General features: G+C 66.9%; 16 protein-coding genes. 15 read left to right on the plus strand and 1 reads right to left on the minus strand.

What is annotated here, in order from left to right:
* Positions 1-57: 57 nt before the first annotated feature.
* From ACFWUR_RS21685 to ACFWUR_RS21755, 15 genes are all read left to right on the plus strand, one after another.
* On the plus strand, positions 58-2,130 hold the full coding sequence (locus ACFWUR_RS21685) for a glycosyltransferase (RefSeq protein WP_378909124.1): 2,073 nt from the start codon (positions 58-60) through the stop codon (positions 2,128-2,130).
* A 26-nt stretch (positions 2,131-2,156) separates the two neighbouring features.
* Positions 2,157-2,753, plus strand: a complete 597-nt coding sequence (locus tag ACFWUR_RS21690; RefSeq protein WP_378909240.1) for a phosphatase PAP2 family protein — start codon at positions 2,157-2,159, stop codon at positions 2,751-2,753.
* A 66-nt stretch (positions 2,754-2,819) separates the two neighbouring features.
* Positions 2,820-3,752 carry a decaprenyl-phosphate phosphoribosyltransferase gene (locus ACFWUR_RS21695; protein ID WP_378909126.1) on the plus strand — a complete coding sequence of 311 codons (933 nt, stop codon included), beginning with the start codon at positions 2,820-2,822 and terminating at the stop codon, positions 3,750-3,752.
* Positions 3,753-3,756: 4 nt separating this feature from the next.
* A complete protein-coding gene (gene zomB, locus ACFWUR_RS21700; RefSeq protein WP_378909242.1) occupies positions 3,757-5,652 on the plus strand; it encodes a flagellar motor control protein ZomB in 1,896 nt (631 codons plus the stop codon).
* 232 nt (positions 5,653-5,884) lie between these two features.
* Positions 5,885-6,955, plus strand: a complete 1,071-nt coding sequence (locus tag ACFWUR_RS21705; protein ID WP_378909127.1) for an alpha/beta hydrolase — start codon at positions 5,885-5,887, stop codon at positions 6,953-6,955.
* A gap of 324 nt (positions 6,956-7,279) precedes the next feature.
* A complete protein-coding gene (locus ACFWUR_RS21710; RefSeq protein WP_378909128.1) occupies positions 7,280-8,341 on the plus strand; it encodes an alpha/beta hydrolase in 1,062 nt (353 codons plus the stop codon).
* A gap of 390 nt (positions 8,342-8,731) precedes the next feature.
* Positions 8,732-9,733 carry an alpha/beta hydrolase gene (locus ACFWUR_RS21715; protein WP_378909130.1) on the plus strand — a complete coding sequence of 334 codons (1,002 nt, stop codon included), beginning with the start codon at positions 8,732-8,734 and terminating at the stop codon, positions 9,731-9,733.
* A gap of 203 nt (positions 9,734-9,936) precedes the next feature.
* Positions 9,937-11,730 (plus strand): alpha/beta hydrolase-fold protein, encoded by a 1,794-nt coding sequence (locus ACFWUR_RS21720; RefSeq protein ID WP_378909131.1) that lies wholly within the window; start codon positions 9,937-9,939, stop codon positions 11,728-11,730.
* A gap of 110 nt (positions 11,731-11,840) precedes the next feature.
* Entirely contained in the window at positions 11,841-12,344 is a 504-nt protein-coding gene (locus tag ACFWUR_RS21725) for a DUF732 domain-containing protein (RefSeq protein WP_378909133.1), read from the plus strand.
* Positions 12,338-13,330 carry a cutinase family protein gene (locus ACFWUR_RS21730; RefSeq protein WP_378909244.1) on the plus strand — a complete coding sequence of 331 codons (993 nt, stop codon included), beginning with the start codon at positions 12,338-12,340 and terminating at the stop codon, positions 13,328-13,330. The genes ACFWUR_RS21725 and ACFWUR_RS21730 overlap by 7 nt, the downstream gene beginning before the upstream one ends.
* 140 nt (positions 13,331-13,470) lie before the next feature.
* A complete protein-coding gene (locus ACFWUR_RS21735; protein WP_056822285.1) occupies positions 13,471-14,490 on the plus strand; it encodes an LLM class F420-dependent oxidoreductase in 1,020 nt (339 codons plus the stop codon).
* Positions 14,491-14,671: 181 nt separating this feature from the next.
* The gene (gene fadD32 / locus ACFWUR_RS21740; protein WP_378909134.1) at positions 14,672-16,582 is read left to right on the plus strand and encodes a long-chain-fatty-acid--AMP ligase FadD32; all 1,911 of its coding nucleotides are present in this window, start codon (positions 14,672-14,674) and stop codon (positions 16,580-16,582) included.
* A 99-nt stretch (positions 16,583-16,681) separates the two neighbouring features.
* Positions 16,682-21,904 (plus strand): polyketide synthase Pks13, encoded by a 5,223-nt coding sequence (gene pks13, locus ACFWUR_RS21745; RefSeq protein WP_378909135.1) that lies wholly within the window; start codon positions 16,682-16,684, stop codon positions 21,902-21,904.
* A gap of 4 nt (positions 21,905-21,908) precedes the next feature.
* The gene (locus ACFWUR_RS21750) at positions 21,909-23,453 is read left to right on the plus strand and encodes an acyl-CoA carboxylase subunit beta (RefSeq protein ID WP_378909136.1); all 1,545 of its coding nucleotides are present in this window, start codon (positions 21,909-21,911) and stop codon (positions 23,451-23,453) included.
* Between the two features lie 94 nt (positions 23,454-23,547).
* On the plus strand, positions 23,548-24,129 hold the full coding sequence (locus ACFWUR_RS21755) for a Uma2 family endonuclease (RefSeq protein WP_378909137.1): 582 nt from the start codon (positions 23,548-23,550) through the stop codon (positions 24,127-24,129).
* A 2-nt stretch (positions 24,130-24,131) separates the two neighbouring features.
* On the opposite strand, the gene ACFWUR_RS21760 is transcribed toward ACFWUR_RS21755, so the two are convergent.
* Positions 24,132-24,692, minus strand: coding sequence for a Uma2 family endonuclease (locus ACFWUR_RS21760; protein ID WP_378909138.1), 561 nt, complete (start codon positions 24,690-24,692; stop codon positions 24,132-24,134).
* Positions 24,693-25,473: the final 781 nt, after the last annotated feature.

The raw sequence follows: 25,473 nt of genomic DNA on the forward strand, positions 1-25,473 counted from the left end.
GAGGAGGCAGCCCGCGTAACCACGCAGGGCGCCCGAGCACGCCAGGAAGGACGCGGCATGACCAAGGCCATGCTCGAAGACGTGACGACCGAATCCCGCGCGATCTCGCTGCTGCAGCGCGTCATCCTGCCCCGGCCGGGTGAGCCGCTGGATGTGCGAACCCTCTACCTGGAGGAATCCACCACCAACGCCCGTCGCGCGCATGCCACGAGCCGTACCGCGCTCTCGATCGGCGCGGAGTCGGAGGTGTCGTTCTGCACCTATTTCAACGCGCTGCCCGCCAGCTACTGGCGTCGCTGGAGCGTGCTGAAGTCGGTGGTTCTTCGCCTGGAACTGGCCGGGCACGGCCGAGTCGATGTCTACCGTTCCAAGGCCGACGGCTCGCGAATTCATGTGCAGGGCAAGGAGTTCGCCGTCGCGCTTGCCGGGCGAGCTCAGGCCCCGGAGGCGGCAGCGGAGCGTAACCACGAAGGGGACAGCGAGTTCGGCGAATTCGACACAGCCGCGGACTCGGTGGTCGTGGAGTTCGAAACCGATCTCGGCCCGTTCGAGGACGGCGGCTGGATCTGGTTCGACATCACCACCGACACGGCCGTCACGCTGCTGTCCGGTGGTTGGTACGCACCGCGGGAAGCGCCGGGCACGGGCTCGATCGCGGTCGGCATGCCCACGTTCAACCGCCCCACCGACCTGGTCAAGACGCTCGGCGCACTGGGCTCGGATCCGTTGGTGCTCAACAACATCGCCGCCGTGATCGTCGCCGACCAGGGCAACCGCAAGGTCGTCCACGAGCCCGGCTTCACCGAGGCCGCCGCGACGCTCGGTGACCGGCTCGCCATCTGCGACCAGCCCAACCTCGGTGGTTCCGGCGGATACAGCCGCGTCATGTACGAGGCGCTCGAGACCGACGCCGAGTACATCGTCTACATGGACGACGACATCGAGATCGAGCCCGACTCCATCCTGCGGGCCCTCGCGTTCTCCCGGTTCGCGAAGTCGCCGCTGCTGGTCGGTGGGCAGATGCTGAACCTGCAGGAGCGTTCGCACCTGCACAGCATGGGCGAGGTCGTGGACCGCTCGATCTTCATGTGGTCCTCGGCACCGAATGTCGAATACGACCACGACTTCTCGAAGTACCCGCTCAAGGACCGCGACAACTCCAAGCTGCTGCACCGGCGCATCGACGTCGACTTCAACGGCTGGTGGACCTGCGTGATCCCGCGTCAGGTCGCCGAGCAGATCGGTCAGCCGCTGCCGCTGTTCCTCAAGTGGGACGATGTCGAGTACGGCCTGCGCGCGCGCGATGCCGGCTACCCGACCATCACCCTGCCCGGTGCGGCCGTGTGGCACATGGCCTGGTCCGACAAGGACGACGCGATCGACTGGCAGGCCTACTTCCACCTGCGCAACCGCCTGGTCGTGGCCTCCCTGCACCTGCCCGGTGACGGCAAGCCGATGATCGTGAACACGATCAAGGCCACCCTCAAGCACCTGCTGTGCCTGGAGTACTCCACGGTCGCCATCCAGAACGAGGCGATCCGCGACTTCCTGGCAGGCCCGGAGGGTCTGTTCGACCTGCTCCCCACCGCGCTGGGCAAGATCCACGCCATGCGCAAGCAGTTCCCGGACGCGGTGGTGGTGCCCTCGTCCACCGAACTGCCGCTGGCCAATCGGCACGGAGTCGGCGCGGTCGGCGAACCGGGCAACCCCATCGCGAAGGTCGCGCGCCTGGCCAAGGGCGTGGTGCACAACTTCCGCAAGGCCGACCCGGCCGCCTACGAGACGCCGCAGCTCAATGTGCCGACCCTGGACGCGCGCTGGTACCTGCTCTCCCAGGTCGACGGTGTCACCGTGACCACCGCCGACGGTCGCGGCGTCGTCTACCGCAAGCGTGACCCGCGCCAGGCCCGCGACCTGCTCAAGGAAGCGATGCGCCTGCGCAAGGAACTCACCGCCCGCTTCCCGGAGATGCAGCAGCGCTACCGGGCCGCGCACGCCGAGCTCACCAGCACGGCGGCGTGGGAGAAGACCTTCGGCATTCACGACGGGCTCGGCGGCGGCAGCGAGCGTAACCACGCAGAGCCCCGGGAACGCCCAGAAGACGACAGCCTGAACGGAACCGCGAAGTGACCAACACCGAAATGCCCGAAGTGGACATGGCCGAGGAAGGCTGCTGCGGCGGCTGCGATTGCGGCGGCGACTACGTCGAGGTCCCGGTCGAGGTCGCGATCCTCAACGCCGTGCAAGGCACCATCGGCAACAACCCGGCCGTCGTCTCCGCCGCGCGCGGCATGTCGCACTTCGGTGAGCACGCGCTCGGCTGGGTCGGTATCGCCGCCGCGGGCTGGCTGGTCGACAAGCCACGCCGCCGTCAGTGGGCGGGTGTGGCGGTGGGCGCGGTCGGCGCGCACGCTGCGTCGATCGTGATCAAGCGGATCGTGCGGCGCCCGCGGCCCAACGATCCGTCGGTGCAGGTGAACGTGTCGACGCCGAGCAAGTTGAGCTTCCCGTCCTCGCACGCCACATCCACCACGGCCGCGGCGGTGTTGCTCGGCCGACTGACCGGGCTACCCTTGCCTGCGGTGATCGTCCCGCCGATGCTGCTGTCGCGAGTTGTGCTCGGGGTGCATTACCCTTCCGACGTGATCGCCGGTTCCGCGTTGGGGGCCGCGTCGGCTGCTGCCGTGCTAGCCGCTGAGAAGAGACTTCGCCCTGGCGCGAGCGCAAAGCCCGGAGGCGGAAGCCGTGCGTAAACCACGCAGGGCTTGTGAGCGCCAGAATGGAACACAGTGACCGCGACTGAAAGAACCTTGGCCAAGATGAGTGAAGAACCGTCCGCCGCCGTCCTCGAAGAGGGTGCTGTGAAGGGCCCGCCGAAGACGCTGCTCGGTGGTGTCATCAAGGCCATGCGCCCGCGTCAGTGGGTCAAGAACGTCCTGGTGCTCGCCGCGCCGCTCGCCGCCGGACCGGAAACGGTCGGCGACGCGGGCATTCTCCTGCACGTCGCGATCGCGTTCGTCGTGTTCTGCATGGCGGCCTCGGGTATCTACCTGGTCAACGACTCACTCGACGTCGACGCCGATCGGGCCCACCCGACCAAGCGCTTCCGGCCGATCGCGGCGGGCGTGGTTCCTGTCAACCTGGCTTACGCGCTCGCCGCGGTGCTGCTGATCGGGTCGATCGCCGGTTCGCTGCTGGCGTCGTGGCAGCTGGCCGTGGTGATGGCGGTCTACATCGGCATCCAGCTCGCCTACTGCCTCGGTCTCAAGCACCAGGCCGTGCTCGACATCTGCATCGTGTCCTCGGGCTTCCTGCTGCGCGCCGTGGCCGGTGGCGCGGCCGCCAACATCGCGCTGTCGCAGTGGTTCCTGCTGGTCATGGCGTTCGGTTCGCTGTTCATGGCGGCGGGCAAGCGGTACGCCGAGTTGCAGTACGCGCTGGACACCGGCGCCAAGATCCGCAAGTCGCTCGAGTACTACACCCCGACCTACCTGCGCTTCATCTGGACGCTCGCGGCCACCGCGGTCGTGGTCTTCTACGGCCTGTGGGCATTCCAGCAGGACTCCGCTCGGGACACCCAGTGGTACTCGATCTCGATGGTCCCGTTTACCATCGCAATCCTGCGTTACGCGGTCGACGTCGATGGTGGCGGGGCCGGTGAACCCGAAGAGATCGCGTTGGGGGACCGCATCCTGCAGTTCCTCGCTATTGCCTGGATCGGAGCGGTAGGTGTCGCTGTCTATCTCACCTGACGAGATGCTGGTAGCGGAGCAGGATTCAACCGAACACGAGCAGCTACGCGACGACGAGTCGCCGCGTACCGACGCGCGTTCCTCGGTTCTGTCCCGCACCATCTTCGTCGGTGGGGTGGTACTCGCCGCCGTGCTGTTCACGGTGGGTGCGTGGCAGCGGCGCTGGATCGCCGATGACGGCCTGATCGTGCTGCGCACGGTCCGCAACCTGTTGGCGGGCAACGGCCCGGTCTTCAATGCCGACGAGCGGGTCGAGGCCAACACCAGCACCGTGTGGACCTACCTGATCTGGTTCTTCTCCTGGGTCACCCAGGCCCGCCTCGAGTACGTGGTGCTCGGGGTTGCGCTGGTGGTCTCGGTGCTCGCGGTGGTGTTCGCGATGCTCGGCACCGCGCGGCTGTGGGGTGGAACCGGTGGTCAACTGCTGATCCCGGCTGGTGTGCTGGTCTACATCGCCCTGCCGCCCGCGCGTGACTACGCCACCTCCGGGCTGGAGAGCGGTCTGGTGATCTGCTGGGTCGGGCTGCTGTGGTGGCTGATGATCCGCTGGAGTCAGGCCGCTGTCGTCCGGGTGCCGAGCCTGTTGGGCCTGGTCTTCCTCGCCGGGCTCGCGCCGCTGGTCCGTCCCGAGGCCACGCTGATCGGTGTGCTCGCGCTCGGGATGATCTTCCTGGCGCCGATGCCGCGGTTCCGTTTCGGGCCGATCGCGCTGCGCGCGCTGATCGTGTTCGTCGCCGGGATCGTGCCGGTGGGCTACCAGATCTGGCGGATGGGCTACTACGGCCTGCCCTACCCGAACACCGCGGTCGCCAAGGACGCGGGCGGCGCCAAGTGGAGCCAGGGCCTCACGTACCTGTGGGACCTGGTCGGTCCGTACCACCTGTGGATTCCGCTGCTCGTGCTGCTGATCGCCGGTGTGGTCGCGGGCATCGCGCGCGGCTTCGCGTTGCCGTCGTTGTCGGTGGCCGGGGTGCGGGCGTGGCTGCGTTCGCCGAGCGCGGTGGTCGCGCTGGTGCTCGGCAGCGGTCTGCTGCTCACCGTGTACGCGGTGCGCGTCGGCGGCGACTTCATGCACGGGCGAATGCTGCTCACCCAGCTGTTCCTGCTGCTGTTGCCGGTGGCCGTCGTGCCCATCCCGACGCGTATCAAGAAGGCCGACTGGTCGGTCGTGGCGCTGTTGATCGCGCTGCTCGGCGCCGCGGGCTGGTCGCTGTACGCGTCGAACACGACGGCGATCACGACCGGCACCAAGATCCGGCCCTCCGGCATCGTCGACGAGCGCATCTACTACGTGCTCAACACCGGCAAGGACCACCCGATCCTGGCCGAGGACTACCTCGACTACCCGCGGATGCGGGCGATGGTCAACGACATCGCCGCCAACCCCGAGGGCGGCCTGCTGCTGAACTCGCCCGCGTTCACCTTCTGGTACCTCGACCCGCCGCCGGAGCCGATCCCCGAAGGGGGCGCAGGGCACACGGTCTACTTCTTGAACCTGGGCATGACGAGCATGAACGTGCCGCTGGATGTCCGCGTGATCGATCCGATGGGTCTGGCCTACCCGCTCGCCGCGCACTCCGACCGGCTCGCGGACGGCCGCATCGGCCACGACAAGAGCCTGCTGCCGGACTGGGTCGTCGCCGACTCGGGGATGGTCGACATCCACCCGTGGATGCCCTGGTACTTGGACGAACAATGGGTCACCCAGGCGCGTACGGCGATGTCGTGCCCGCAGACCCAGGCGCTGATGGTCTCCGTGCGCGACCCGTTGACCTTCGACCGGTTCAAGCACAACTTCCGCAATGCCCTGGCGTTCTCGAAGTACCGGATAGATCGGATCCCCAAGTACGAAATCCAGCGTTGTGGGCTGGTCGACCCCTTCCCTGAACCTCCTCGCTGAACCGGTCCGGATGGCCGGTTCAGCTACCCACCGAGCTATGAACTACACCGGCTGGCCTGGACTTATTTAGTGGCGTTCGCCGCTAAATCACTTTTCGGTAACGCCAGGCTATCGATGTAGCGATATGGTCTCTGAAGAACGGCCCGTCGGCGCACTGGTGTGCCGGTATCCAGTCGGCGGTCATTGCAACCGCGGTTCCGCGCGAACCGCACGAGGAAAGGCCCATACCAGAATGCGTGGCGGACGTCTCAGAGCCCGGGGAGCCGGCTGGCTCAAACGATCGGTGCTTCTCTCCCTGGCTGTAGTGCTGCCGATCGGTGCGGCGGTGGCCGGTCCCACCGGCACCGCGACGGCGGCCTTCGATCCCACCGGTTTCGACTTCTGGGTCGACTCGGAGATGGGCCCGATCAAGTCGCGGATCTTCCGCGCGGCCGATGGCAACACCAATCGGGTCGTGTACGCGCTCGACGGTATGCGTGCCGGCGACGACCTCAGCGGCTGGGAAAAAGACACCAATGTCGCCCGCGCGCTGATGGACGCCAACATCAACGTCGTGATGCCGGTCGGCGGCCAGTCCAGCTTCTACGCCGACTGGAACGCGCCGAGCAGCTACTTCGGTCTCGATGCCGGTTCGGGTGGTAGCTCCACCGGTTCGGCCGCGACCGGGTCGTCGATGACCGGTTCGTCGGTCGCGCCCACCCAGGTGGCAGGCAAGAAGAACACCTACAAGTGGGAAACCTTCCTCACCAGCCACCTGCGCAACGCGCTGGCGGCTCGTCTGGGCTTCAACCCCAACAACAACGGCGTGTTCGGCCTGTCGATGGGCGGCTCCGCCGCGCTGACGCTGGCCGCCTACCACCCCGACCAGTTCAGCTTCGCGGGCTCGTTCTCCGGTTACCTGAACATCTCGGCGCCCGGTATGCGTGAAGCCATGCGTGTCGCGATGATCTCGGCCGGCGCCTTCAACATCGACGCGATGGCGCCGCCGTGGGGCCAGCAGTGGCTGCGGATGGACCCGTTCGTGTTCGCCCCGCGCCTGGTCGCCAACGGCACCCGGATCTGGGTCTCCGCGGCCAGCGGTATCCCCGGTGCAGGCGACGTGTCCAACCCGATGGAGATCGTTCAGGGCGTTCCGCTGGAGCTGCTCGCGATGGTGAACAGCCGCGCGTTCCAGGTCCGCATGGCCACCCTCGGCGGCGGCAACGCCCACTTCGACTTCCCGATCACCGGCGTGCACAACTGGCGCAACTGGGAAACCGAAGTCAACCGCATGATCCCGGACCTGTCCGCGAACATCGGCTGAGTTTTCGGCTGACTTCTCGGCGGCCGGCGCCGCGTGTTGAGTTGGACCCGCCCCGTGCACCTGCACGGGGCGGGTTTTTCTCGTTTCTGTCACGATCCGAGTGATGCTCGGTGACGAATCATGGGCGACAGATTGCCCGGAGTTGTGCTTCGGGTCACTTTCCAGCAACATGTAGACCAATCGTCACCGATTTATACACAGTGAGCATGCGTCGAGGTTGAATCGTCCGTTTTGCCCTGGATTGGTTTTTCTCGACGTCCGATGAGGGATCCGACTGCGTAGCTCGGGGTTTGCGCGTTCGGTCTGCGAGAAAGGTCTAGTCGAATGCGAACACTGCGCCGCAAGCGTGGGCCCGTGAAGACCGCAGCCGCTGGTTCGTGGGCGCGGCGCTGGGCCGCGGGCGTATCCATGGCTCTGCTCGTTCCGATCGCGACGGCTGTTTCCGGGGGTATCGCGCCCGCCTCGGCCGGCTTCAACGGCAATGCTTTCGACTTCTGGGTCGACTCCGGCATGGGTCCGATCAAATCGCGCGTGCTGCGCGCCGCCGACGGCAATACCAACCGCGTCGTCTACGTCCTCGACGGCATGCGCGCACCGGAACACCTCAACGGCTGGGAGATCGAAACCGATATCCCCAATGCGCTCGCCGCGGCCAATATCAATGTGGTGATGCCCGTGGGCGGGATGTCGAGCTTCTACGCCGACTGGAACGCGCCGAGCAATTTCTTCGGCATCCCCGGCAACGGTGCGCCGTCCTCGGGTTCCGGGGCGGGCAACGCGCTGTCGGGCGGGCCCGGCAAGAGCTACCGCTACCAATGGGAATCGTTCCTCACCGGCGACCTGCGCAACGCCCTCGCCGACCGCCTCGGCTTCAATCGTTTCCGCAACGGCGTGTTCGGCCTGTCGATGGGCGGCTCGGCCGCGCTGACCCTGGCCGCCTACCATCCCGACCAGTTCTCCTTCGCCGGTGCGTATTCCGGCTACCTGAACATCTCGGCGCCCGGCATGCGCGAGGCGATCCGTATCGCGATGCTCGACGCGGGCGGCTACAACGTGGACTCCATGGCACCGCCGTGGGGCCCACAGTGGCTGCGGATGGACCCGTTCGTGTTCGCCCCCAACCTGGTAGCCAACAACACCCGCCTGTGGATAGCGGCGGGCTCAGGCCTGCCCACCAATACCGACGGCCCGAACATGGGCACCGTCAACGGCATGGCACTGGAAGCGCTGGCGCTGGCCAACACTCGCTCTTTCGAGGTCCGGATGGCGACCCTGGGCGCCCGCAACGTCCACTACTCTTTCCCGGCCTTCGGCATCCACGCCTGGAACAACTGGAATGACGAAGCCCTGCGGATGATCCCGGATTTGTCGAACAACATCGGGTGAACATCACGAACCGGCACCGCAAAGTTTGCGGTGCCGGTTCCGTGTGTCCCGGCCCGTGCGGCGACTGAACAATACGTCCATAAGCTGACCACGCCCCATGTCGAACTCGCCGACCACGGGTTTTCGGCCGCCTCGGATCCGACGGGCGAGACGGAACGCCGAAGGCGCAGTATCGCCCCTCGGATTCGAGGCCCACAGGGCCGAAAACCCCGCGGCGCCAGCCGCGAATATCCCTGCCCTTGCAGTTAATTCGCGCGTCGAATATCCTCCAGCGAGCGTAAGTGTGACCAGATCGTTGTTTCGCCCGCTGATCGACCGTGCTGTCGGGGCCGTGTCGACGTCGGGGACGGGTCTGGCATGCCATAACAGCAGAAAGAGAGCGGAATTCACATGCGTTTCGGCAAGGCCGTCGCGCCGGCATCTCGTAGTTGGCGTAAACGAATTCTAGCTGTCGGCGCTGCAGCCCTCGTGCTGCCGATCGCCGCGGGAGCGGCCCCGACCGCATTCGCCGCCCCGGTGTCGGCACCCGCGCTGCGTGCGCCGGCAGGTGGCTACGAAGAACTCATGGTGCCCTCGAAGATGGGCCCGGTGAAGGTCCAGGTGCAGTGGGCGCGCAATGGTGGCAACGCCGCGCTCTACCTGCTCGACGGCCTTCGCGCTCGCGACGACCGCAACGCGTGGTCCTTCGAGACCAACGCGATGCAGCAGTTCAGCAACGACAACGTCACCCTCGTGATGCCGGTCGGTGGCCAGTCCAGCTGGTATGCCGACTGGACCGCCGCGAGCAACACCAACGGCCAGAAGACCACTTACAAGTGGGAGACCTTCCTGACCGAAGAGCTGCCCGCCTTCCTCGAAGGCTACGGCGTCTCCCGCAAGAACAACGCGGTGCTCGGCCTGTCGATGTCGGGCCCGGCCGCGCTGCGTCTGGCCGCGCTGAACCGCAATCAGTTCAAGCACGCCTCCTCGCTCTCGGGCCCGCTGAACTGGGGCGCTCCGGGTATGCGTGAGGCCATCCGCGTGATGATGCTCGACGCGGGCCGTTTCAACGTCGACGCGATGGCCGCCCCGTGGAGTTCGGCGTGGCTGCGGATGGACCCGATGGTGTTCGCGCCCGAGCTGCGCGGCCTGCCGATGTTCATCTCCTCGGCCAACGGCCTGCCCGCCCAGCACGACAAGCCGGCCGGTCTCGGCGGCGTCTACAACACCGGTAACGCGATGGCCATCGAGGCCATCTCGTTCGTGAGCACGCTGGCGTTCCAGCGTCGGCTCAACAGCTTGGGCATCAATGCCGTCTACGACATCGGCGCTTCCGGTACCCACTCGTGGAAGTACTGGGAAGACGAGCTGTGGAAGGCGCGTCCGCACATCCTGAATGCGTTGGGCGCCTAGTAGTTTCCGCTCAGCAACAACTCGAAGACCGGCTCATCCCCAGGGTGAGCCGGTCTTTTTGCTGTGTGAGCCCTTCGCGTGTCCTCCCCAGTTATCGGCAATCGCTGCGGTACAACCGACAGTGATGCTGTGTCCCCGTTCCGGGATGAGGAGGGTCGCGTGTGATGAAACATCGTGTATCGGTTCATAGTGTTTCAGCGCCGATGCGGCGGATTCTCGGCATCGCGGCCATGGCGGCGGCCTTGCTCGCCCCGACTGTCACCGTTCCCGCGCAGGCGCAGCCCGCGGTGTCGGCGGTGCAGCGAGTGGACTGGCTCTCGGATCGGCGGGTAGCGCTGTGGGTGTACTCGGCGGCCATGAAGACCCCGATCCAGGTGCAGATGCTGTTGGCGCGGGATTGGAATGTGCGCCCCGACGCGAAGTTCCCGATGATGCTCATGCTCGACGGCCTGCGCGCGCAGGACGACGAGAACGGCTGGACCAAGGACGCCGATGCGGAGGGTTTCTACGCCGACAAGAACGTGAACGTGGTGCTGCCGGTCGGCGGCCAGTCGAGCTGGTATTCGGACTGGCTAGCGCCCGACAACGGCTTCACCTACAAGTGGGAGACGTTCCTGACCGAGGAACTTCCGCCGATCCTGGAACGTGACTGGCGAACCACGGATGTTCGTGGGGTGCAGGGACTTTCGATGGGTGGCACGGCGGCGATGAACCTCGCGGGCCGCAATCCCGGGCTGATGAGATATGTGGCCTCGTACTCGGGCCTGCTCACCACCACGACGCTCGGAATGCCACAGGCGATCACGTTCGCCAACAAGGACGCGGGCGGTTTCGACGCGGGCGCGATGTGGGGCCCGCCCGGCAGTCCCGAGTGGGAGGCACACGATCCGTATCTGCTGGCCGACAAGCTCAAAGGCGTGAGCATGTATGTCTCCAGCGGCAGCGGTCTGGCCGGCTCGCACGATCAGCTCGGCGAAGTGCCGTTGATGAGCGAGAACTGGGCGGGCACCGGCCTGGAGATCCTCTCGCGACTGTCGACCCAGAATTTCGTCGCCAAGCTGGAGAAGCTGGCGATCCCGGTGCAGGCGAATTACCGTCCCGCGGGCACACATACGTGGCCGTACTGGGATTTCGAGATGCGGCAGTCGTGGTCGCAGGCGGCCGCGGCGCTCGGAACCGATCCCGGCGGCTCGAATTGCACACTGGGCGGGGCGATCGGCGGGGTCGCGCAGGCGGCGAACTGGCTGGGCAACTGCCTGACCGCGGAATACCCCGCGGGCGCCGGAATGGTGCAGGACTTCTCGAACGGTCGGGTGTTCCATTCGGCCACGGCGGGCACGCACGCGGTGGCCGGGCGCATCGGTGGCACCTACGCGGGCATCGGCGGCGCGTCGTCGCCGCTCGGCCTGCCCACCGATGGCGAGCGCGGCCTGCCCGACGGGCGCGGCCGCATGCAGACCTTCGAGGGCGGCTCGATCTACTGGACCCCGCAGACCGGCGCTCAGGTGGTGCGCGGGGCGTTCCTCGAAGAGTGGGGCAGGCAGGGGTTCGAGGGTGGTCCCGCCGGCTATCCGGTGGCCGCCGAAGCCCCCACACCCAGCCGTCACGGCTCCGTGCAGGCCTTCGAGCACGGGCCGATGTTCTACAGCCCGGCCACCGGCGCGCACCGGGTACAGGGCTTCGTCCTGGACAAGTACAGCCAGCTCGGCTTCGAGACCAGCCCGCTCGGTTTCCCGATCGCCGAGGAAGCGCCGCTGAAGGATCTCGGGCGCTACAGTCGGTTCGAGGGCGGCAACATCTATTGGAGCCCGCTGTCGGGGGCCTGGTCGGTGCGCAACGGCGCGCTCGCCGACGCCTGGGGAGCGCAGGGGTTCGAGAACGGCAGGCTCGGGTATCCGGTGAGCGACGAGTTCACCGTTCCGGGCGGAATCCAGCAGAACTTCCAGACCGGGTTCATCGTGGTGCGGGACGGCAAATCCGAGGTTCATGGTGTGTGAGCTCGGGCTGAGAACTCTCTGAGCATCGCCGCGCGGTACCCGGCAGCGCCGACAGTCCGGCTAGCCTGGTCTGCGACCGCTTCCCTGACGAACGATCGAGGAACATCTTCATGCATCGGATCCCTGGCACGGTAGCCGGATCGGTCGCGGCGCTCGCTGCCGTCGCCCTGTTGTCCGCCTGTGGCGGCAACGACTCGACCGCGTCGCAGACGCCCACCCTCTCGAGCAGCGCCGCCGCGAAGTCGTCGACGACGCCGCCCGTGGTCATCGAGCCGCCCGCCGAGGCGCCGTCGAGCACGGCAGCGGAGACCAACGCGCCGGCCGAGGAACCGACGCCCCTCCCGCAGACCAGTGCCGCCGCCCCCGCGACCGGCAATGACAAGGCGTTTCTCGACGAGCTGGCCAAGAACGGCATCACCCCGGGCGACCAGACGACCGCGCTGACCACCGCGACCTACATCTGCTCGACCAAGGGCACCGGCGCCAGTGACGCCGATGTCGCCACCTTCGTCGCCGCGATGGCGGGCACCGACCCGGCGTTCGACGCGACCGAGATGGACGTCAACCAGGCAGCGCAGATCTACATCGCCGCCGCGAACTCGACCTACTGCTAGTGACGCCCCGATCGACGCGAGGCTCCCGCAGGTTCTGGCCTGCGGGATGCTTCACCGTGCTGGCGCTGCTCGTGCTGGCGATCATCGTCATCGTGCTGCTCTGGTACCTGCTCGCGGGCCGGTTGAAAGAGCCGCCGCCGACCCCGCCCGGTCCGCCGCCGCCGACGTCGCAGTCCGCGGATTGCCCCGATGTGATGATGCTCTCGATCCCGGGCACCTGGGAGTCGTCGAGCACCGACGATCCGTACAACCCGCAGGCGAACCCGATCTCGTTGATGCTCAGCGTGTCCGGGCCGCTGCGCGCGCAGTTCCCGGACAACCGGCTCGAGGTGTACACGGTCCCGTACGTGGCCCAGTTCTCGAACCCGATCGCGTTCCCGCCCGACGGCCAGGCTTCCTACAACAACAGCCGCACCGAGGGCACCGCGCGCGCCACCGATGTGCTGGCCCAGCGACACAAGGAATGCCCGTTGACGAACTTCGTCATCGCGGGCTTCTCCCAGGGCGCGGTGATCGCCGGCGACGTGGCCGCCCAGATCGGTGCGGGCAACGGCCCGATCCCGGAAGCCAATGTGCTCGGCGTGACGGTGATCGCCGACGGCCGTCGCACCGCGAGCGGGCCCGGCCAACCCACCGAGATCGGTAACCCCCCGCCCACCGGTGAGGGTGCCGAGGTGGCGCTCAAAGGCGTCAATGTGCCCGGCATCAGCATGACCGGCCCGCGACCGGGCGGTTTCGGCACGCTGGCGCCGAAGGTGTACTCCATCTGCGCGCCCGGCGACATGATCTGCGACGCGCCCCGCCAGGCCCTCAATCCGGCCAACGCGCTCGGCAGTCTCGCGGCGTTGATCCGCTCCGCGGGCAATCCGGTGCACGCGCTGTACGCCTCGAACCCGGTGGACAGCAACGGCACAACGGCCACCCAGTGGACGGTCGACTGGGCAGCCGAACTCATCGAGAACGCACCGCATCCGCCGCATTCTTGACGGAGTTGTCACAGTCACAGCGGGGGCGTGATTGCCATGGATCACGCCTCGCTGTGACATCCGCACGCTGGATCGCTCGCACGCTGTAAAGTGCGCTGGGAATTGCGCCCGAGTCCACACCAGCCAGGAGCGAAGAGTTCATGACCGAAGCTGCCGCACCCGTCGGTGAGTTGACCGCGCTGGGTACGCCGCTGCGTCCGTTCCGCTTCGGAGCGGCCGGAGAGGGCAACAAGCAGGAGGGTGGCGCGCGCAAGTTCGTTCAGACGGCGCAGGAAGCCGAAGAGATGGGTTACGACACCTTCTTCGTTCCTGATCACCTGGGCGATCAGATCGGCCCGATCGCCGCGCTGGGCGCACTCACCCAAGCCACCTCCAAGATCCGCCTCGGCACCTCGGTGCTGGCGAACGGTTTACGTCATCCGGTCGTGGTCGCCAAGGAGCTGGCCACCCTCGATGTCCTGTCCAAGGGGCGGCTCGAGGTCGGTGTCGGCGCGGGCTGGATCAAGGAAGAGTTCGACAACGCGGGCATCCCGTTCGAGCGTCCGGGCATCCGGCTGGAGAAGCTCGACGAGTCGCTGACCATCCTGGACACGCTGTTGCGCGGCCAGGAGTGCAATTTCGAGGGCAAGCACTATCAGGTGCGTGGCATCAAGGGCACTCCTCGGCCTCGGCAGGGCCCGCGCCCGCCGCTGTGCACCGGTGGCGGCGGACCGAAGATGCTGGCTCTGGCGGCCAAGCACGCCGACATCGTCTCGGTCGTGCCGCAGACCACCAAGAACGGCAAGGGCCTGCTCTCGGGCATCACGCTCGAGAAGACGATCGAGAAGGTCAACATCGTCAAGGCCGCTGCCGGCGACCGGTTCGCCGACATCGAACTGAACTGGGCCATCACCGCCATCGTCATCACCGACGACCGGGAGAAGACCGCCGAGATGGCGCTGCGCGCGATCGAACGCGGCCTGCATCCCGACCTCGAAGTCGACGTCGAACTGACCGTCGAGGAGATTTTGAGCTCGCCCTACATCGCGATCGGCACGTTCGAGGAAATCGCCGAACAGGTCAAGCGTGTGCGACAACTCACTTCGATGTCGTATGTGGGCATCTTCCCCACCCAGATGGACGCTTTCGCGCCCGTCATTCCGCTGCTGCGGGAGGACTGAGCGGGGGCTCTCTGTAACATGACTCTGGTTTGAGAACATCTAGCCGATAGCGGTCACCGCGCAGACCGCTCGAAAATCCGCAGGCTGTCGACGCACGTTCGTGTGAGTTCGACGTCCGGTGGCGATATAGCGAGTCGAGGCCGCAGAGCTTGTCATCGCGTCCTCGCAAGGAGAAGAAGGAATGGAAGAGACTTTCGACGACTACCTGGACGCGACCGGGAATATCATCATTCCCGAGGGCCGGACCCTGGTCGATCACGTCGAGAAGCACACCCGTAACGATGCGAATACGCTCGCGTACCGCTACATCGACTATTCGCGGGAACGCGACGGCGAGGTGCACGAGCTGACCTGGCAGGAGTTCGGAGTACGGCTGCGCGCGGTGGCCGCTCGCCTGCAACAGGTGACCAACCCGGGCGACCGGGTCGCGATCCTCGCGCCGCAGGGCCTGGATTACGTGATCTCCTTCTTCGCGGCGATCTACGCGGGCACCATCTCGGTGCCGCTGTTCGATCCCGACGAGCCGGGCCACACCGACCGCCTGCACGCCGTCCTCGGTGACTGCGAGCCGTCGGCGATCCTCACCGCGACCTCCTCGGCCGCAGGCGTTCGCCAGTTCTTCCGCTCGCTGCCCGCCGCGCAGCGTCCGCGCATCATCGCCGTCGACGCCATCCCGGACACCCTCGGTGACTCCTGGGTGCGCCCCGACACCGCGATCGACGACATCGCCTACCTGCAGTACACCTCGGGTTCCACCCGGGTGCCCGCCGGTGTGGAGATCACCCACCGCGCGGTCGGCACCAACCTGCTGCAGATGATCAACTCGCTGAACATGAACGAGAACTCGCGCGGCGTCACCTGGCTCCCGCTGTTCCACGACATGGGTCTGCTCACGGTGATCCTGCCCGCGGTCGGCGGCAAGTTCATCACCATCATGTCGCCGAGTGCGTTCGTGCGTCGTCCCTCGCGCTGGATCAACGAGCTCGCCGCCGTTTCCGACGGTGCGGGCACGTTCGCGGCCGCGCCGAACTTCGCCTTCGAGCACGCCGCCGCGCGCGGTGTGCCCAAGCCCGGCGAGTCGCTGGACCTGTCGAATGTGATCGGCCTGATCAACGGGTCCGAGCCGGTGACGGTCTCCTCGATGAAGAAGTTCAACGAGGCGTTCGCGCCCTACGGGCTGCCCAAGACCGCGATCAAGCCCTGCTACGGCATGGCGGAGGCGACGCTGTTCGTCTCGGCTACCCGCGCCGAGGACGAGGCCAAATACGTCTACGTCGATCGTCACGAACTCAACGCGGGCCGCATGGTGCGCGTCGACCAGTCCCACGAGTCGGCCATCGCGCAGGTCTCGTGTGGTTACGTCGGGCTGTCGCAGTGGGCCGTGATCGTCGACCCCGAGAGCGCGGACACCGCGCAGGGCCGTGAGCTGCCCGACGGGCAGGTCGGCGAGATCTGGCTGCACGGCAACAACATGGGCATCGGCTACTGGGGTCGTCCCGCCGAGTCCACCAAGGCGTTCCGCAACAAGGTCACCGAGCCCGTCGAGGGTGGGCACGCCGACGGCACCGATCCCGATGCCGACTGGATGCGCACCGGCGACTTCGGCGTGTACTTCGAAGGTGAGCTCTACATCACCGGTCGCGTCAAGGACCTGGTGATCGTCGACGGACGCAACCACTACCCGCAGGATCTGGAGTTCTCCGCACAGGAGGCGTCCAAGTCGCTGCGTCCCGGTTTCGTCGCGGCCTTCGCGGTGCCCGCCAATCAGCTGCCCGCCGAGGTCTTCGCCGCCGACAGCCATTCCGGCCTGAAGTTCGACGTCGACGACGCCTCCGAGCAACTGGTGGTGGTGGCCGAACGTGGTCCCGGCGCGGGCAAGGCCGATCCCGGCCCGATCGCCGACGCGGTGCGTGCCGCGGTCTCGACCCGCCACGGCGTGACAGCTCGTGACATCCTGCTGGTGCCCGCCGGTTCCATCCCGCGAACCTCCAGCGGCAAGATCGCCCGGCGCGCCTGCAAGGCCGCCTACCTCGAGGGAACGCTGCGCGGTGGTTACACCCAGCAGGCTTTCCCCGATGCACCGGAAGAGTGATTCGGCACGTCCGAGTAGGAGGTGACGCCCGGTGTGCCACGCAGGCCGGGCGTCATTCCACGGCGCGCCCTGTACGCAGACAGGTAGCTTGAGGAATTGATGGCTAACAACGAGGGCACGCCCAACCCGAACCCCGACCTCCCCGCCGAGACGAACGATCTCTCGGTGGCGGAGCTGCGTGAATGGCTGCGACGCTGGGTCGCCGACGCGACCGGACAGTCCGTCGACGCGATCACCGTCGACCGGCCGATGGAGGAGTTCGGGCTCGCCTCGCGCGATGCCCTCGCCCTCGGTGGTGACATCGAGGACCTGACCGGTGTGGTGCTGACGCCGACGGTGGTCTACCAGCACCCGACGATCGCCTCGTTGGCCGAGGTCATCGTGCACGGTGAGCCGGAGCCGCCCGCCGAGGATTCCTCGGAGTACACCGCCGCGTACGCGCCTTCCGAGGCGCACGACATCGCGGTGGTCGGTCTGTCCACCCGTCTGCCGGGTGCGGGTACCACTCCCGAGTCGACCTGGGAGTTCATCATCGGGCGCGGTGACGCGATTCGTGAGCTGCCCGAAGGTCGCTGGTCGGAGTTCCTGACCGATCCGTCCGTGGCCAAGACCATCGACCAGGCCAACACGCTCGGCGGCTATCTGGACCAGGACGTCATCAAGGGTTTCGACGCCGAATTCTTCGCGATGTCTCCGATCGAGGTCGAGCAGGTCGACCCGCAGCAGCGGCTTATGATGGAGCTCACCTGGGAGGCGCTCGAGCACGCCCGCATCCCGGCGAGCGACCTCAAGGGTGGGCAGGTCGGCGTGTTCGTCGGCTCGTCCACCAACGATTTCCAGATGATCGCCTCGCTCGGTCTCGGCGACACCGATCCCGACGCGCCCGCCTCGTCTCGGGGATACGCGCTGCTCGGCGGCTCGACCGGCATCATTGCCAATCGCGTCTCCTACTTCTACGACTTCCGTGGCCCGTCGGTCACCGTCGACACCGCCTGCTCGTCCACCATCGTCGCCGTGCACCAGGCTGTGCGCGCGCTGCGCACCGGTGAGGCCGAGGTGGCGCTCGCCGGTGGTGTGAACATGATCCTGGCCCCGGTCATCACCCTCGGTTTCGACCAGAACGGCGCCGTCGCCAAGGACGGGCACATCAAGGCGTTCTCCTCCGATGCCGACGGCATGGTTCGCTCCGAGGGCGCGGGCATGCTCGTGCTCAAGCGCCTGGCCGACGCCGAGCGCGACGGCGACAACATCATGGGCGTCATCAAGGGTTCCGCGGTGAATTCCGACGGCCGCTCCAACGGCCTGTTCGCGCCCAACCCCGACGCACAGGCCGACGTCCTGCGCGCCGCCTACCGCGACGCGGGCATCGTCCCCAACACCGTCGACTACATCGAGGCGCACGGCACCGGCACCCCGATCGGTGACCCGATCGAAGCCGAGGCGCTGGCCCGTGTGATCGGCCGTGGCCGCGATGCCGACAAGCCGGCCCTGCTCGGTTCGGCCAAGACCAACTTCGGCCACCTCGAATCCGGCGCGGGTGCGGCGAGTCTCGCGAAGGTGCTGATGTCGTTCCAGCACAACGTGATTCCGCCGAACATCAACTACGCGGGCCCGAGCCCGTACATCCCGTTCGAGCAGGCCAACCTCAAGGTCGTCGACGAGGCCACCGAGTACCCGCGCTACAGCGGCGTCGCGACCGTCGGCATCTCCGGCTTCGGTTTCGGCGGCACCAACGCGCACGTGGTGCTGCAGGAGTACGTGCCCACGGCCCCGGTCGTCGAGGACGTGACCCCCGCGCAGGTCGCCGCCGAGGAGATCGAGGGCGAGGAGACCACCGATGTGGTCGCCGAGGCCATCGCGATCACCGAGGCCGCCGTCGAGCCGGTGGAGCCGGTCGTCGAATGGGACGGCGAGCGCGACGAGCCGCTGCCCGTGATCCTGGCCGTCTCGGCCTACCTGCCCTCGCGTCGCAAGCGCGCCGCCGCCGAGCTGGCCGACTGGCTCGAAGGTGCGGGCAAGGACGTGCCGCTGGTCGACGTCGCCCGTTCGTTGGCCAAGCGCAGCCACCAGCGTTCGCGCGGTGTGGTGCTGGCGAAGACGCACGAGGAGGCCGTCACCGGTCTGCGCGCCATCGCCGAGGGCAAGCCCGGCGCCGGGGTGTTCACCGCCGATTCGCCCGCGTCCAACGGTCCGGTCTGGGTGTTCGCCGGTTTCGGTTCCCAGCACCGCAAGATGGCCAAGCAGCTCTACGGCGAGAACTCGGTCTTCCGCACGACCGTCGACGAGGTCGACGAGCTGGTGCAGGACGAGGCCGGTTACTCGATCCGCGAGATGATCCTCGACGACGAGCAGGACTACGACGTCGGCACCTGCCAGGTCGGCATCTTCACCATCCAGCTGGGCCTGGCCGCGGTGCTGCGTGCCCACGGCGCGGAACCCGCTGCGGTGGTGGGTCATTCGATGGGTGAGGTGGCCGGCTCCTACATCGCCGGTGGCCTGTCGATCGAAGACGCGGTGCGCGTGATCTGCGCCCGATCGCGGCTGATGGGCGAGGGCGAGCAGATGCTCACCGACGACGAGGTGCGCAACATGGCACTGGTCGAACTCAGCGCCCACGATGTGGCGCAGCTGCTGCCGAAGTATCCCGACGTGGAGTGCGCGGTGTACGCCGCGCCGACCAACACCGTCATCGGTGGGCCGCGTGAGCAGGTGGAGCAGATCGTCGCCGAGGTCGAGGCGATGGGCAAGTTCGCCCGCATCCTCCCCACTCGCGGCGCGGGCCACACCTCCCAGATGGACCCGCTGCTGGGCGAGCTCGCCGCCGAACTGGCGGGCATCGAGCCGACCTCGCTGAAGACCGGCCTGTACTCCACGGTGCACGAGGGCCTGTTCTTCAAGCCCGGTTCCGAGCCGATCCACGACGAGCCCTACTGGGTGAAGAACATGCGCCACAGCGTGTGGTTCACCAACGCGATCAAGGCCGCCGTCGACTCCGGGCACACCACGTTCCTGGAGCTGGCGCCCAATTCCGTCGCGCTGATGCAGGTTCTGGGCACCACCTTCGCGGCGGGCGTGCACGACGCGCAGCTCATCCCGACGCTCAAGCGCAAGGAAGACGAGTCCGCCGGTGTGATCGGCGCGCTCGCCCAGCTCTACGTGCACGGCCACCCCGTGAACCTGAGTTCGCTGGTGCCCGAAGGTGATTACGCCGACGTGCCGCGAACCGCGTTCGTGCGCAAGCCGTACTGGCCCAAGGTCTCGATGTCCTCCGGTGGTGGTAGCACTCGGGTGCCCGGCGCGCACGTCGCCATGCCCGACGGCCGTCATGCCTGGGAGATCCAAGCGTCCTCGGTGAGCGACCTGGCCGCGCTGGTGAAAGCCGCTGCCGCACAGGTTCTTTCCGATGTCGCGGTCTCGGTTTCCCATCCCCACGCCGTGCTGCCCACCACGGGCACGCTGACCACCACGTTGACCCCGCACCTCGGTGGTGCGTCGGTGCAGGTGCACGCCAAGTCCGCGGTCGGGTTCACCCTGCTGTTCGACGCGGTCGTCACCTCCGGTGCCGCGCTCCCCGAACCGGTTGCCGCCGTGGCGGTTCCGGCTGCTGCCGAAGCCGCGCCGACCGCCGCCGAGATCGCCATCGCCACCGGCGACCGCTGGAGTCCCGACAGCGGCGAGACCATCGAGCAGCGGCTGTGCGTCATCGTCGCCGAATCCATGGGCTACGCCGTCGAGGACCTCCCGATGGAGATCCCGCTGATGGAACTCGGCCTCGACTCGCTGATGGCGATGCGCATCAAGAACCGCGTCGAATACGAATTCGACATCCCGCAGTTGCAGATCTCCGCGGTGCGCGACGCCAGCCTCCACGAGGTGTCGAAGGTACTGCGCTACGCGATCGAGCATCGTGACGAGGTCGCGGCGATGGCGGAGAAGCAGGCCGCTGCCAAGGCCGCCGGTGAAGATGTCGAGCTGGGTGTCGACGCCAACTTCGTCGAGGCCGCTCGGGCCGCGATCGCCGCGGGTGAGGATCCGTTGGCGGTGGCGAAGAAGGCCGGTGCCGAGCTGCCGTCGGATGCTGCCGAGGCCGAATCGGTGTCGGATGCTGCCGCCGCTGATTTTGCTGCTGCGGCGACCGGATCAGTCGATGCCGCTGCTGGCGAATCGGTGTCGGAGCAGGCGTCCGCTGAGTCGGCGGTCGCCGATATCGACTACTTCGCCGATGCGAGCGCGGACGAGGACAACGTTCCGCCACGTGACGCTGCCGAGCGTCTCGCCTACGCCACCTGGGCCGTCGTCACCGGCACCTCGCCCGGCGGCGTCTACAACACCCTGCCGATCCTCGAGGAAGAGGTCGCCGAGAAGATGGCGGCCCGCCTCACCGAGCGGGTCAAGGCAGAAGTCACTGTCGACGACGTGCTCGACTGCGAGTCGATCGAACAGCTCGCCGAGATCGTGCGCAATCTGCAGGACAGCGGCGCCGACGTCGACGGCTTCGTGCGTCCGCTGCGTGCCCGCGTCGAGGGCTCGGACGCCATCCCGGTCTTCGTGTTCCATCCGTCGGGCGGCAACACCCTCGTGTACGAGCCGCTGCTGAAGCGTCTCGCCGCGGACACCCCGATGTACGGATTCGAGCGGGTCGAGGGCGATATCGAGGAACGCGCTCGCCAGTACCTGCCCGAGCTGCGCAAGCTCCAGGGCAACGGCCCGTACGTGCTGTACGGCTGGTCGCTCGGCGCGGTGCTGTCGCTGCAGGTCGCTCAGCTCCTTCGCGAAGAAGGCGCTGATGTGCGTGTCGTCGGCCTGATCGACCTCGCGCTTCCGGTCAAGGGCGAAGACAACAGCCCCGAGGAGCGGGTGCGCCGCATTCAGCGCTACCAGCAGTTCGCCAAGACCACCTACGGCGTCGAGGGCGAATTGCCCGACGAGCAGTTGCAGGAACTCGCCCAGGCCAACGACGAGGAGCAGTACGACATCGTCGCCAGTCTGGTGAAGCTGACCGGCGCGAAAATCCCCGGTGGTGTGCTCGAACACCAGCGCACCTCATGGATCGAGAGCCGCCATCTCGCGAAGGCGAAGCCGACCCGGTACGACGGCGACGCGGTGCTCTACCTGGCTGATCGTTACCACGACGGCATGATCCAGCTCGAGCCGCGCTTCGCCGATCGCAAGCCGAACGGCGGCTGGGACGAGTTCATTCCCAACCTGGAGGTCGTCCACATTCCGGGCGACCACCTACAGATTGTCGACGAACCGCGGATCGGCCAGATCGGTGCAGACCTCGCCGCCAAGCTGGCCGCGATTTCCGCAAAGGGAGAATAAGTAAGTGAGCACGACCGCCGAAAAGCTTGCCGATCTGCACGAGCGGCTCGAGCTCGCCAAAGAGCCCGCGGGCGAGAAAGGCATCGCGAAGCGGGCGCACAAGGGCATTCCCAGTGCCCGCGACCGGATCAACCAGCTGCTCGATCCCGGCACCTTCGTCGAGATCGGCGCGCTGGTGCGCAAGCCCGGCGACCCCACCGCTCTCTACGGTGACGGTGTCGTCATCGGCCACGGCAAGGTCGAGGGCCGCCCCGTCGCGGTGTTCTCCCACGATCAGACCGTCTACGGCGGTTCGGTCGGTGAGGCGTTCGGTCGCAAGCTGTGCGGCTTGATGCAGTACGCCGCCAAGGTCGGCATCCCGCTGGTCGGCATCAATGATTCCGGTGGCGCGCGCGTGCAGGAAGCGATCAGCTCGCTGGCCTGGTACGCCTGGATGGCGACCAATCTCGAGCCGCTGTCGGGCATGGTTCCGTTGGTGTCGGTGATTCTCGGCAACTGCGCCGGTGGCGCGGTGTACGAGCCGATCTGCACCGATGTGGTGGTCGCGACCGAGTCGGCGCACATGTTCGTCACCGGCCCGAAGATCATCAAAGAGGTCACCGGCGAGGACGTGAGCCTCGAGGAGCTCGGCGGTGCGCGCACGCAGGCGCAGTACGGCAACATCCACCACGTCGCCAAGGACGAGGAGGCGGCCTTCACCTGGGTGCGCGAGTACCTGGGTTACATGCCGAGCAGCTGCCAGGAACTGCCGCCGGTGGTGAACCCCGGTCTCGAGCCGGAGATCACCGACTCCGACCGCGAGCTCAACACGTTCATGCCCGACTCCGACAACGCCGGCTACGACATGTACGACATCCTGCTGCGCATCTTCGACGACGGTGAGTTCAAGGAGATCAGCGCCGACACCGGCCAGAACATCATCACCGGTTACGCCCGCATCGACGGCCGCACCGTCGGTGTCGTCGCCAACCAGCCGATGTCGGCGGCCGGCGCGCTCGACGCCCGCGCTTCCGACAAGGCCTCGCATTTCGTCCGCCTGTGCGACGCCTTCGAGATCCCGCTGGTCTTCGTCGTCGACACCCCCGGCTTCCTCCCCGGCGTCGAACAGGAGAAGGTCGGCGTCATCAAGCGCGGCGGCCGCTTCCTGTTCTCCTACGTCGAGGCCTCGGTCCCCAAGATCACCCTGGTGGTCCGCAAGTCCTACGGTGGCGGCTACGCGGTGATGGGCTCCAAGCAGCTCGGCGCCGACATCAACCTCGCCTGGCCCACCGCCCGCATCGCGGTCATGGGAGCGGAAGGCGCCGTCAGCCTCCTGGGCGCCGCCCAGATCGCCGCCGCCCCCGAAGACCAGCGCGCCGCGATCCGCCAGAACCTGATCAACTTCTACAACGAGAACGTCGCCACCCCATGGGTAGCCGCCGAACGCGGCTTCATCGACGCCATCATCGAGCCGGCCACCACCCGCCTCGAACTCCGCCGAGCCCTGAAGTTGCTCCAGGACAAGAAGATCCAACGCAACCCGCGCAAGCACCACGTGTTGCCGCTGTAAATCGAACCCCCGGACGGGCCGCCACGGAGCACTTCCGCTGCGGCCCGTTCGCGCATCCTTCTCGGACTGTATCGCCGCTGGGTATCGTTGTGGCATGACCGCAGCGCCTGAGCCGCTCATGACGACCGGGGAGTTCGAAGAACTCGCTCGGGTCGCCGGTCGCGTCTCGGAGGGTGTTCGACTGGAGTACGTCGAGGGGAAGTTGGGGGCCAAAGCGGTGCCGGACGGGGACCATGACTGCGTGCTCGAGTGGTTGATGCGGGTCCTGCTGGTGCTTCGACCGGAGCTATGGCTATTCCCCGAACGTGGATTGAAGATCGACTCCTACCGCACCGGCCGAGCACGCCCAGACGGCACCCTGGCGCCCACTGGAGTCTTCGCAGGCCAGTCGGAGTGGGCCGACCCGGCCCCGGTCCTGATGGTGGTCGAGGTGACCTCGCACGATCAAGACACCGACCGTCGCGACCGCTGTGAAAAGCCCCGCGCTTATGCCCGAACGGGCATCCCGATCTACCTTCTGATCGACCGCGAGAAGGGCTGTGTCGTAGTCCGCAGCAACCCCGTCGACGGCGAATACGAACGAATCCTGATCCAGCCTTTCGGAGCCGAAGTTCCCATCCCGGACCCAGTCGGAATCACCCTCGACACCGAACCGCTGAAGGCCTGGGTGTCCTGAGGTCAGATCTTGCCGAGGTCGATCTCCAGCGGGAACGGGGCCGATGCCGCGACCACTCCCGTGAACATGTCGCCCGTCCGGTATGACCCGGTCGCGGGGTCGAGAATGTAGGTGTAGATCAGGGGGAGGCCGGTCGCGGCCTGCTCGACTCGCCAATAGAAGGCGGTTCCTGCTTTCGCGTACTGGTCCAGCTTCACAATCCGGTCGGTGGTCTCCGACCTGGGTGAGACAACCTCTACGACCAGCAGCACATGTTCCGGGCGCGTTGGGGTGAGGTCGATGGTGTCGGCGCGGTAAACGACCACATCGGGTCGCCGATTGGTGAGCGGAACGTCCTGTAGCCGTACGTCGAAAACGGTGTCGGCGTTCCAGTCCGGTCCGGCCGCCGCATCCAAGGCGTTTGCCAGAATGCGAGCCAGTCGGTTGTGCCGCTTGGACGCACTCGGGCTCACAACGACCATCCCGTCCACGATCTCGATGCCGCACACTGCTCCTCGGACCAGGTGTCGTACTCCGCTGCCGTGATCTGCTCGTGCATCCAACGCGGGGGCGATGGCAGTCATGGCGCTCCTTCCGGACATCCTCGTGCGGTCGGCGAACCAGCTGGACCAAGTCTGATCGCGCGATGGGGAAGCTCGAAGGAGTACGCGACGCTATGACCGTCTACATGTTCTGGGTAGCGTGCGTCAGCACAGTGCGGCTGTAGTGCCCCGTTCGGAGCACCCAAGGGTGCCGGTGTCGTAACCATCCCTGCCCGTTTCCCCGCACCGAACCCCGATTTGCGTCCTCGGCCAACACAATCGGCCCCACGCCTGTTTCGGCGTGTGGCGATGTTGGACCCGGTCGAAGGTGTGCACTCCCGAACCGACCAGGTGCGTACGTGCGAGGCGTACGACGAAGGTGCTCGCAGGAGGCTGGGTGTCAGGGTTGTCTGTCCCTCGGTCGGGCTCTCCGATAACGACCGACAGGAGCGGCCGGAGCCCAGGACACGACACAGGTAGCCCGCCGTCAGGGCACGGACAGACCCCTGGAACGACGAAAGCCCGGCATCAAGAGACGCCGAGCCGTTGCATGTAGGATTTCATCCCACGGTGCGAACAGGCTCTGACTGTTTCGTACCCAGGCCGTTCGGTGAGTTGGCGCTCGCCGGGCGGCCGTTCTTGTTCGTGTGACGCTACACACTCCCGCCCGCACTGGCAACTAACGAGTTCCCGCTCTGGCCAGGGACTTCCGCGACCACAGCCGTCACCGCGATCGCCTCGCAGACGCGGATGAGTGACGGCACTCTCGCCCAGCACGTTCGATGGCGGGTCCCACTGACCTGGCGACGAGCAGCCACGACGG

It is taken from the genome of Nocardia sp. NPDC058633 (assembly GCF_042717045.1).
Taxonomy (GTDB): domain Bacteria; phylum Actinomycetota; class Actinomycetes; order Mycobacteriales; family Mycobacteriaceae; genus Nocardia.

Bases quoted from the DNA above. Each gene is read 5' to 3' on its own strand.
- zomB (WP_378909242.1), top strand. From the start codon at position 3,757: ATGCTGGTAGCGGAGCAGGATTCAACCGAACACGAGCAGCTACGCGAC.
- fadD32 (WP_378909134.1), top strand. From the start codon at position 14,672: ATGGAAGAGACTTTCGACGACTACCTGGACGCGACCGGGAATATCATC.
- ACFWUR_RS21685 (WP_378909124.1), top strand. From the start codon at position 58: ATGACCAAGGCCATGCTCGAAGACGTGACGACCGAATCCCGCGCGATC.
- ACFWUR_RS21690 (WP_378909240.1), top strand. From the start codon at position 2,157: ATGGCCGAGGAAGGCTGCTGCGGCGGCTGCGATTGCGGCGGCGACTAC.
- ACFWUR_RS21720 (WP_378909131.1), top strand. From the start codon at position 9,937: ATGCGGCGGATTCTCGGCATCGCGGCCATGGCGGCGGCCTTGCTCGCC.
- ACFWUR_RS21705 (WP_378909127.1), top strand. From the start codon at position 5,885: ATGCGTGGCGGACGTCTCAGAGCCCGGGGAGCCGGCTGGCTCAAACGA.
- ACFWUR_RS21715 (WP_378909130.1), top strand. From the start codon at position 8,732: ATGCGTTTCGGCAAGGCCGTCGCGCCGGCATCTCGTAGTTGGCGTAAA.
- ACFWUR_RS21735 (WP_056822285.1), top strand. From the start codon at position 13,471: ATGACCGAAGCTGCCGCACCCGTCGGTGAGTTGACCGCGCTGGGTACG.
- ACFWUR_RS21725 (WP_378909133.1), top strand. From the start codon at position 11,841: ATGCATCGGATCCCTGGCACGGTAGCCGGATCGGTCGCGGCGCTCGCT.
- ACFWUR_RS21760 (WP_378909138.1), bottom strand. From the start codon at position 24,692: ATGACTGCCATCGCCCCCGCGTTGGATGCACGAGCAGATCACGGCAGC.
- ACFWUR_RS21695 (WP_378909126.1), top strand. From the start codon at position 2,820: ATGAGTGAAGAACCGTCCGCCGCCGTCCTCGAAGAGGGTGCTGTGAAG.
- ACFWUR_RS21755 (WP_378909137.1), top strand. From the start codon at position 23,548: ATGACCGCAGCGCCTGAGCCGCTCATGACGACCGGGGAGTTCGAAGAA.
- pks13 (WP_378909135.1), top strand. From the start codon at position 16,682: ATGGCTAACAACGAGGGCACGCCCAACCCGAACCCCGACCTCCCCGCC.
- ACFWUR_RS21710 (WP_378909128.1), top strand. From the start codon at position 7,280: ATGCGAACACTGCGCCGCAAGCGTGGGCCCGTGAAGACCGCAGCCGCT.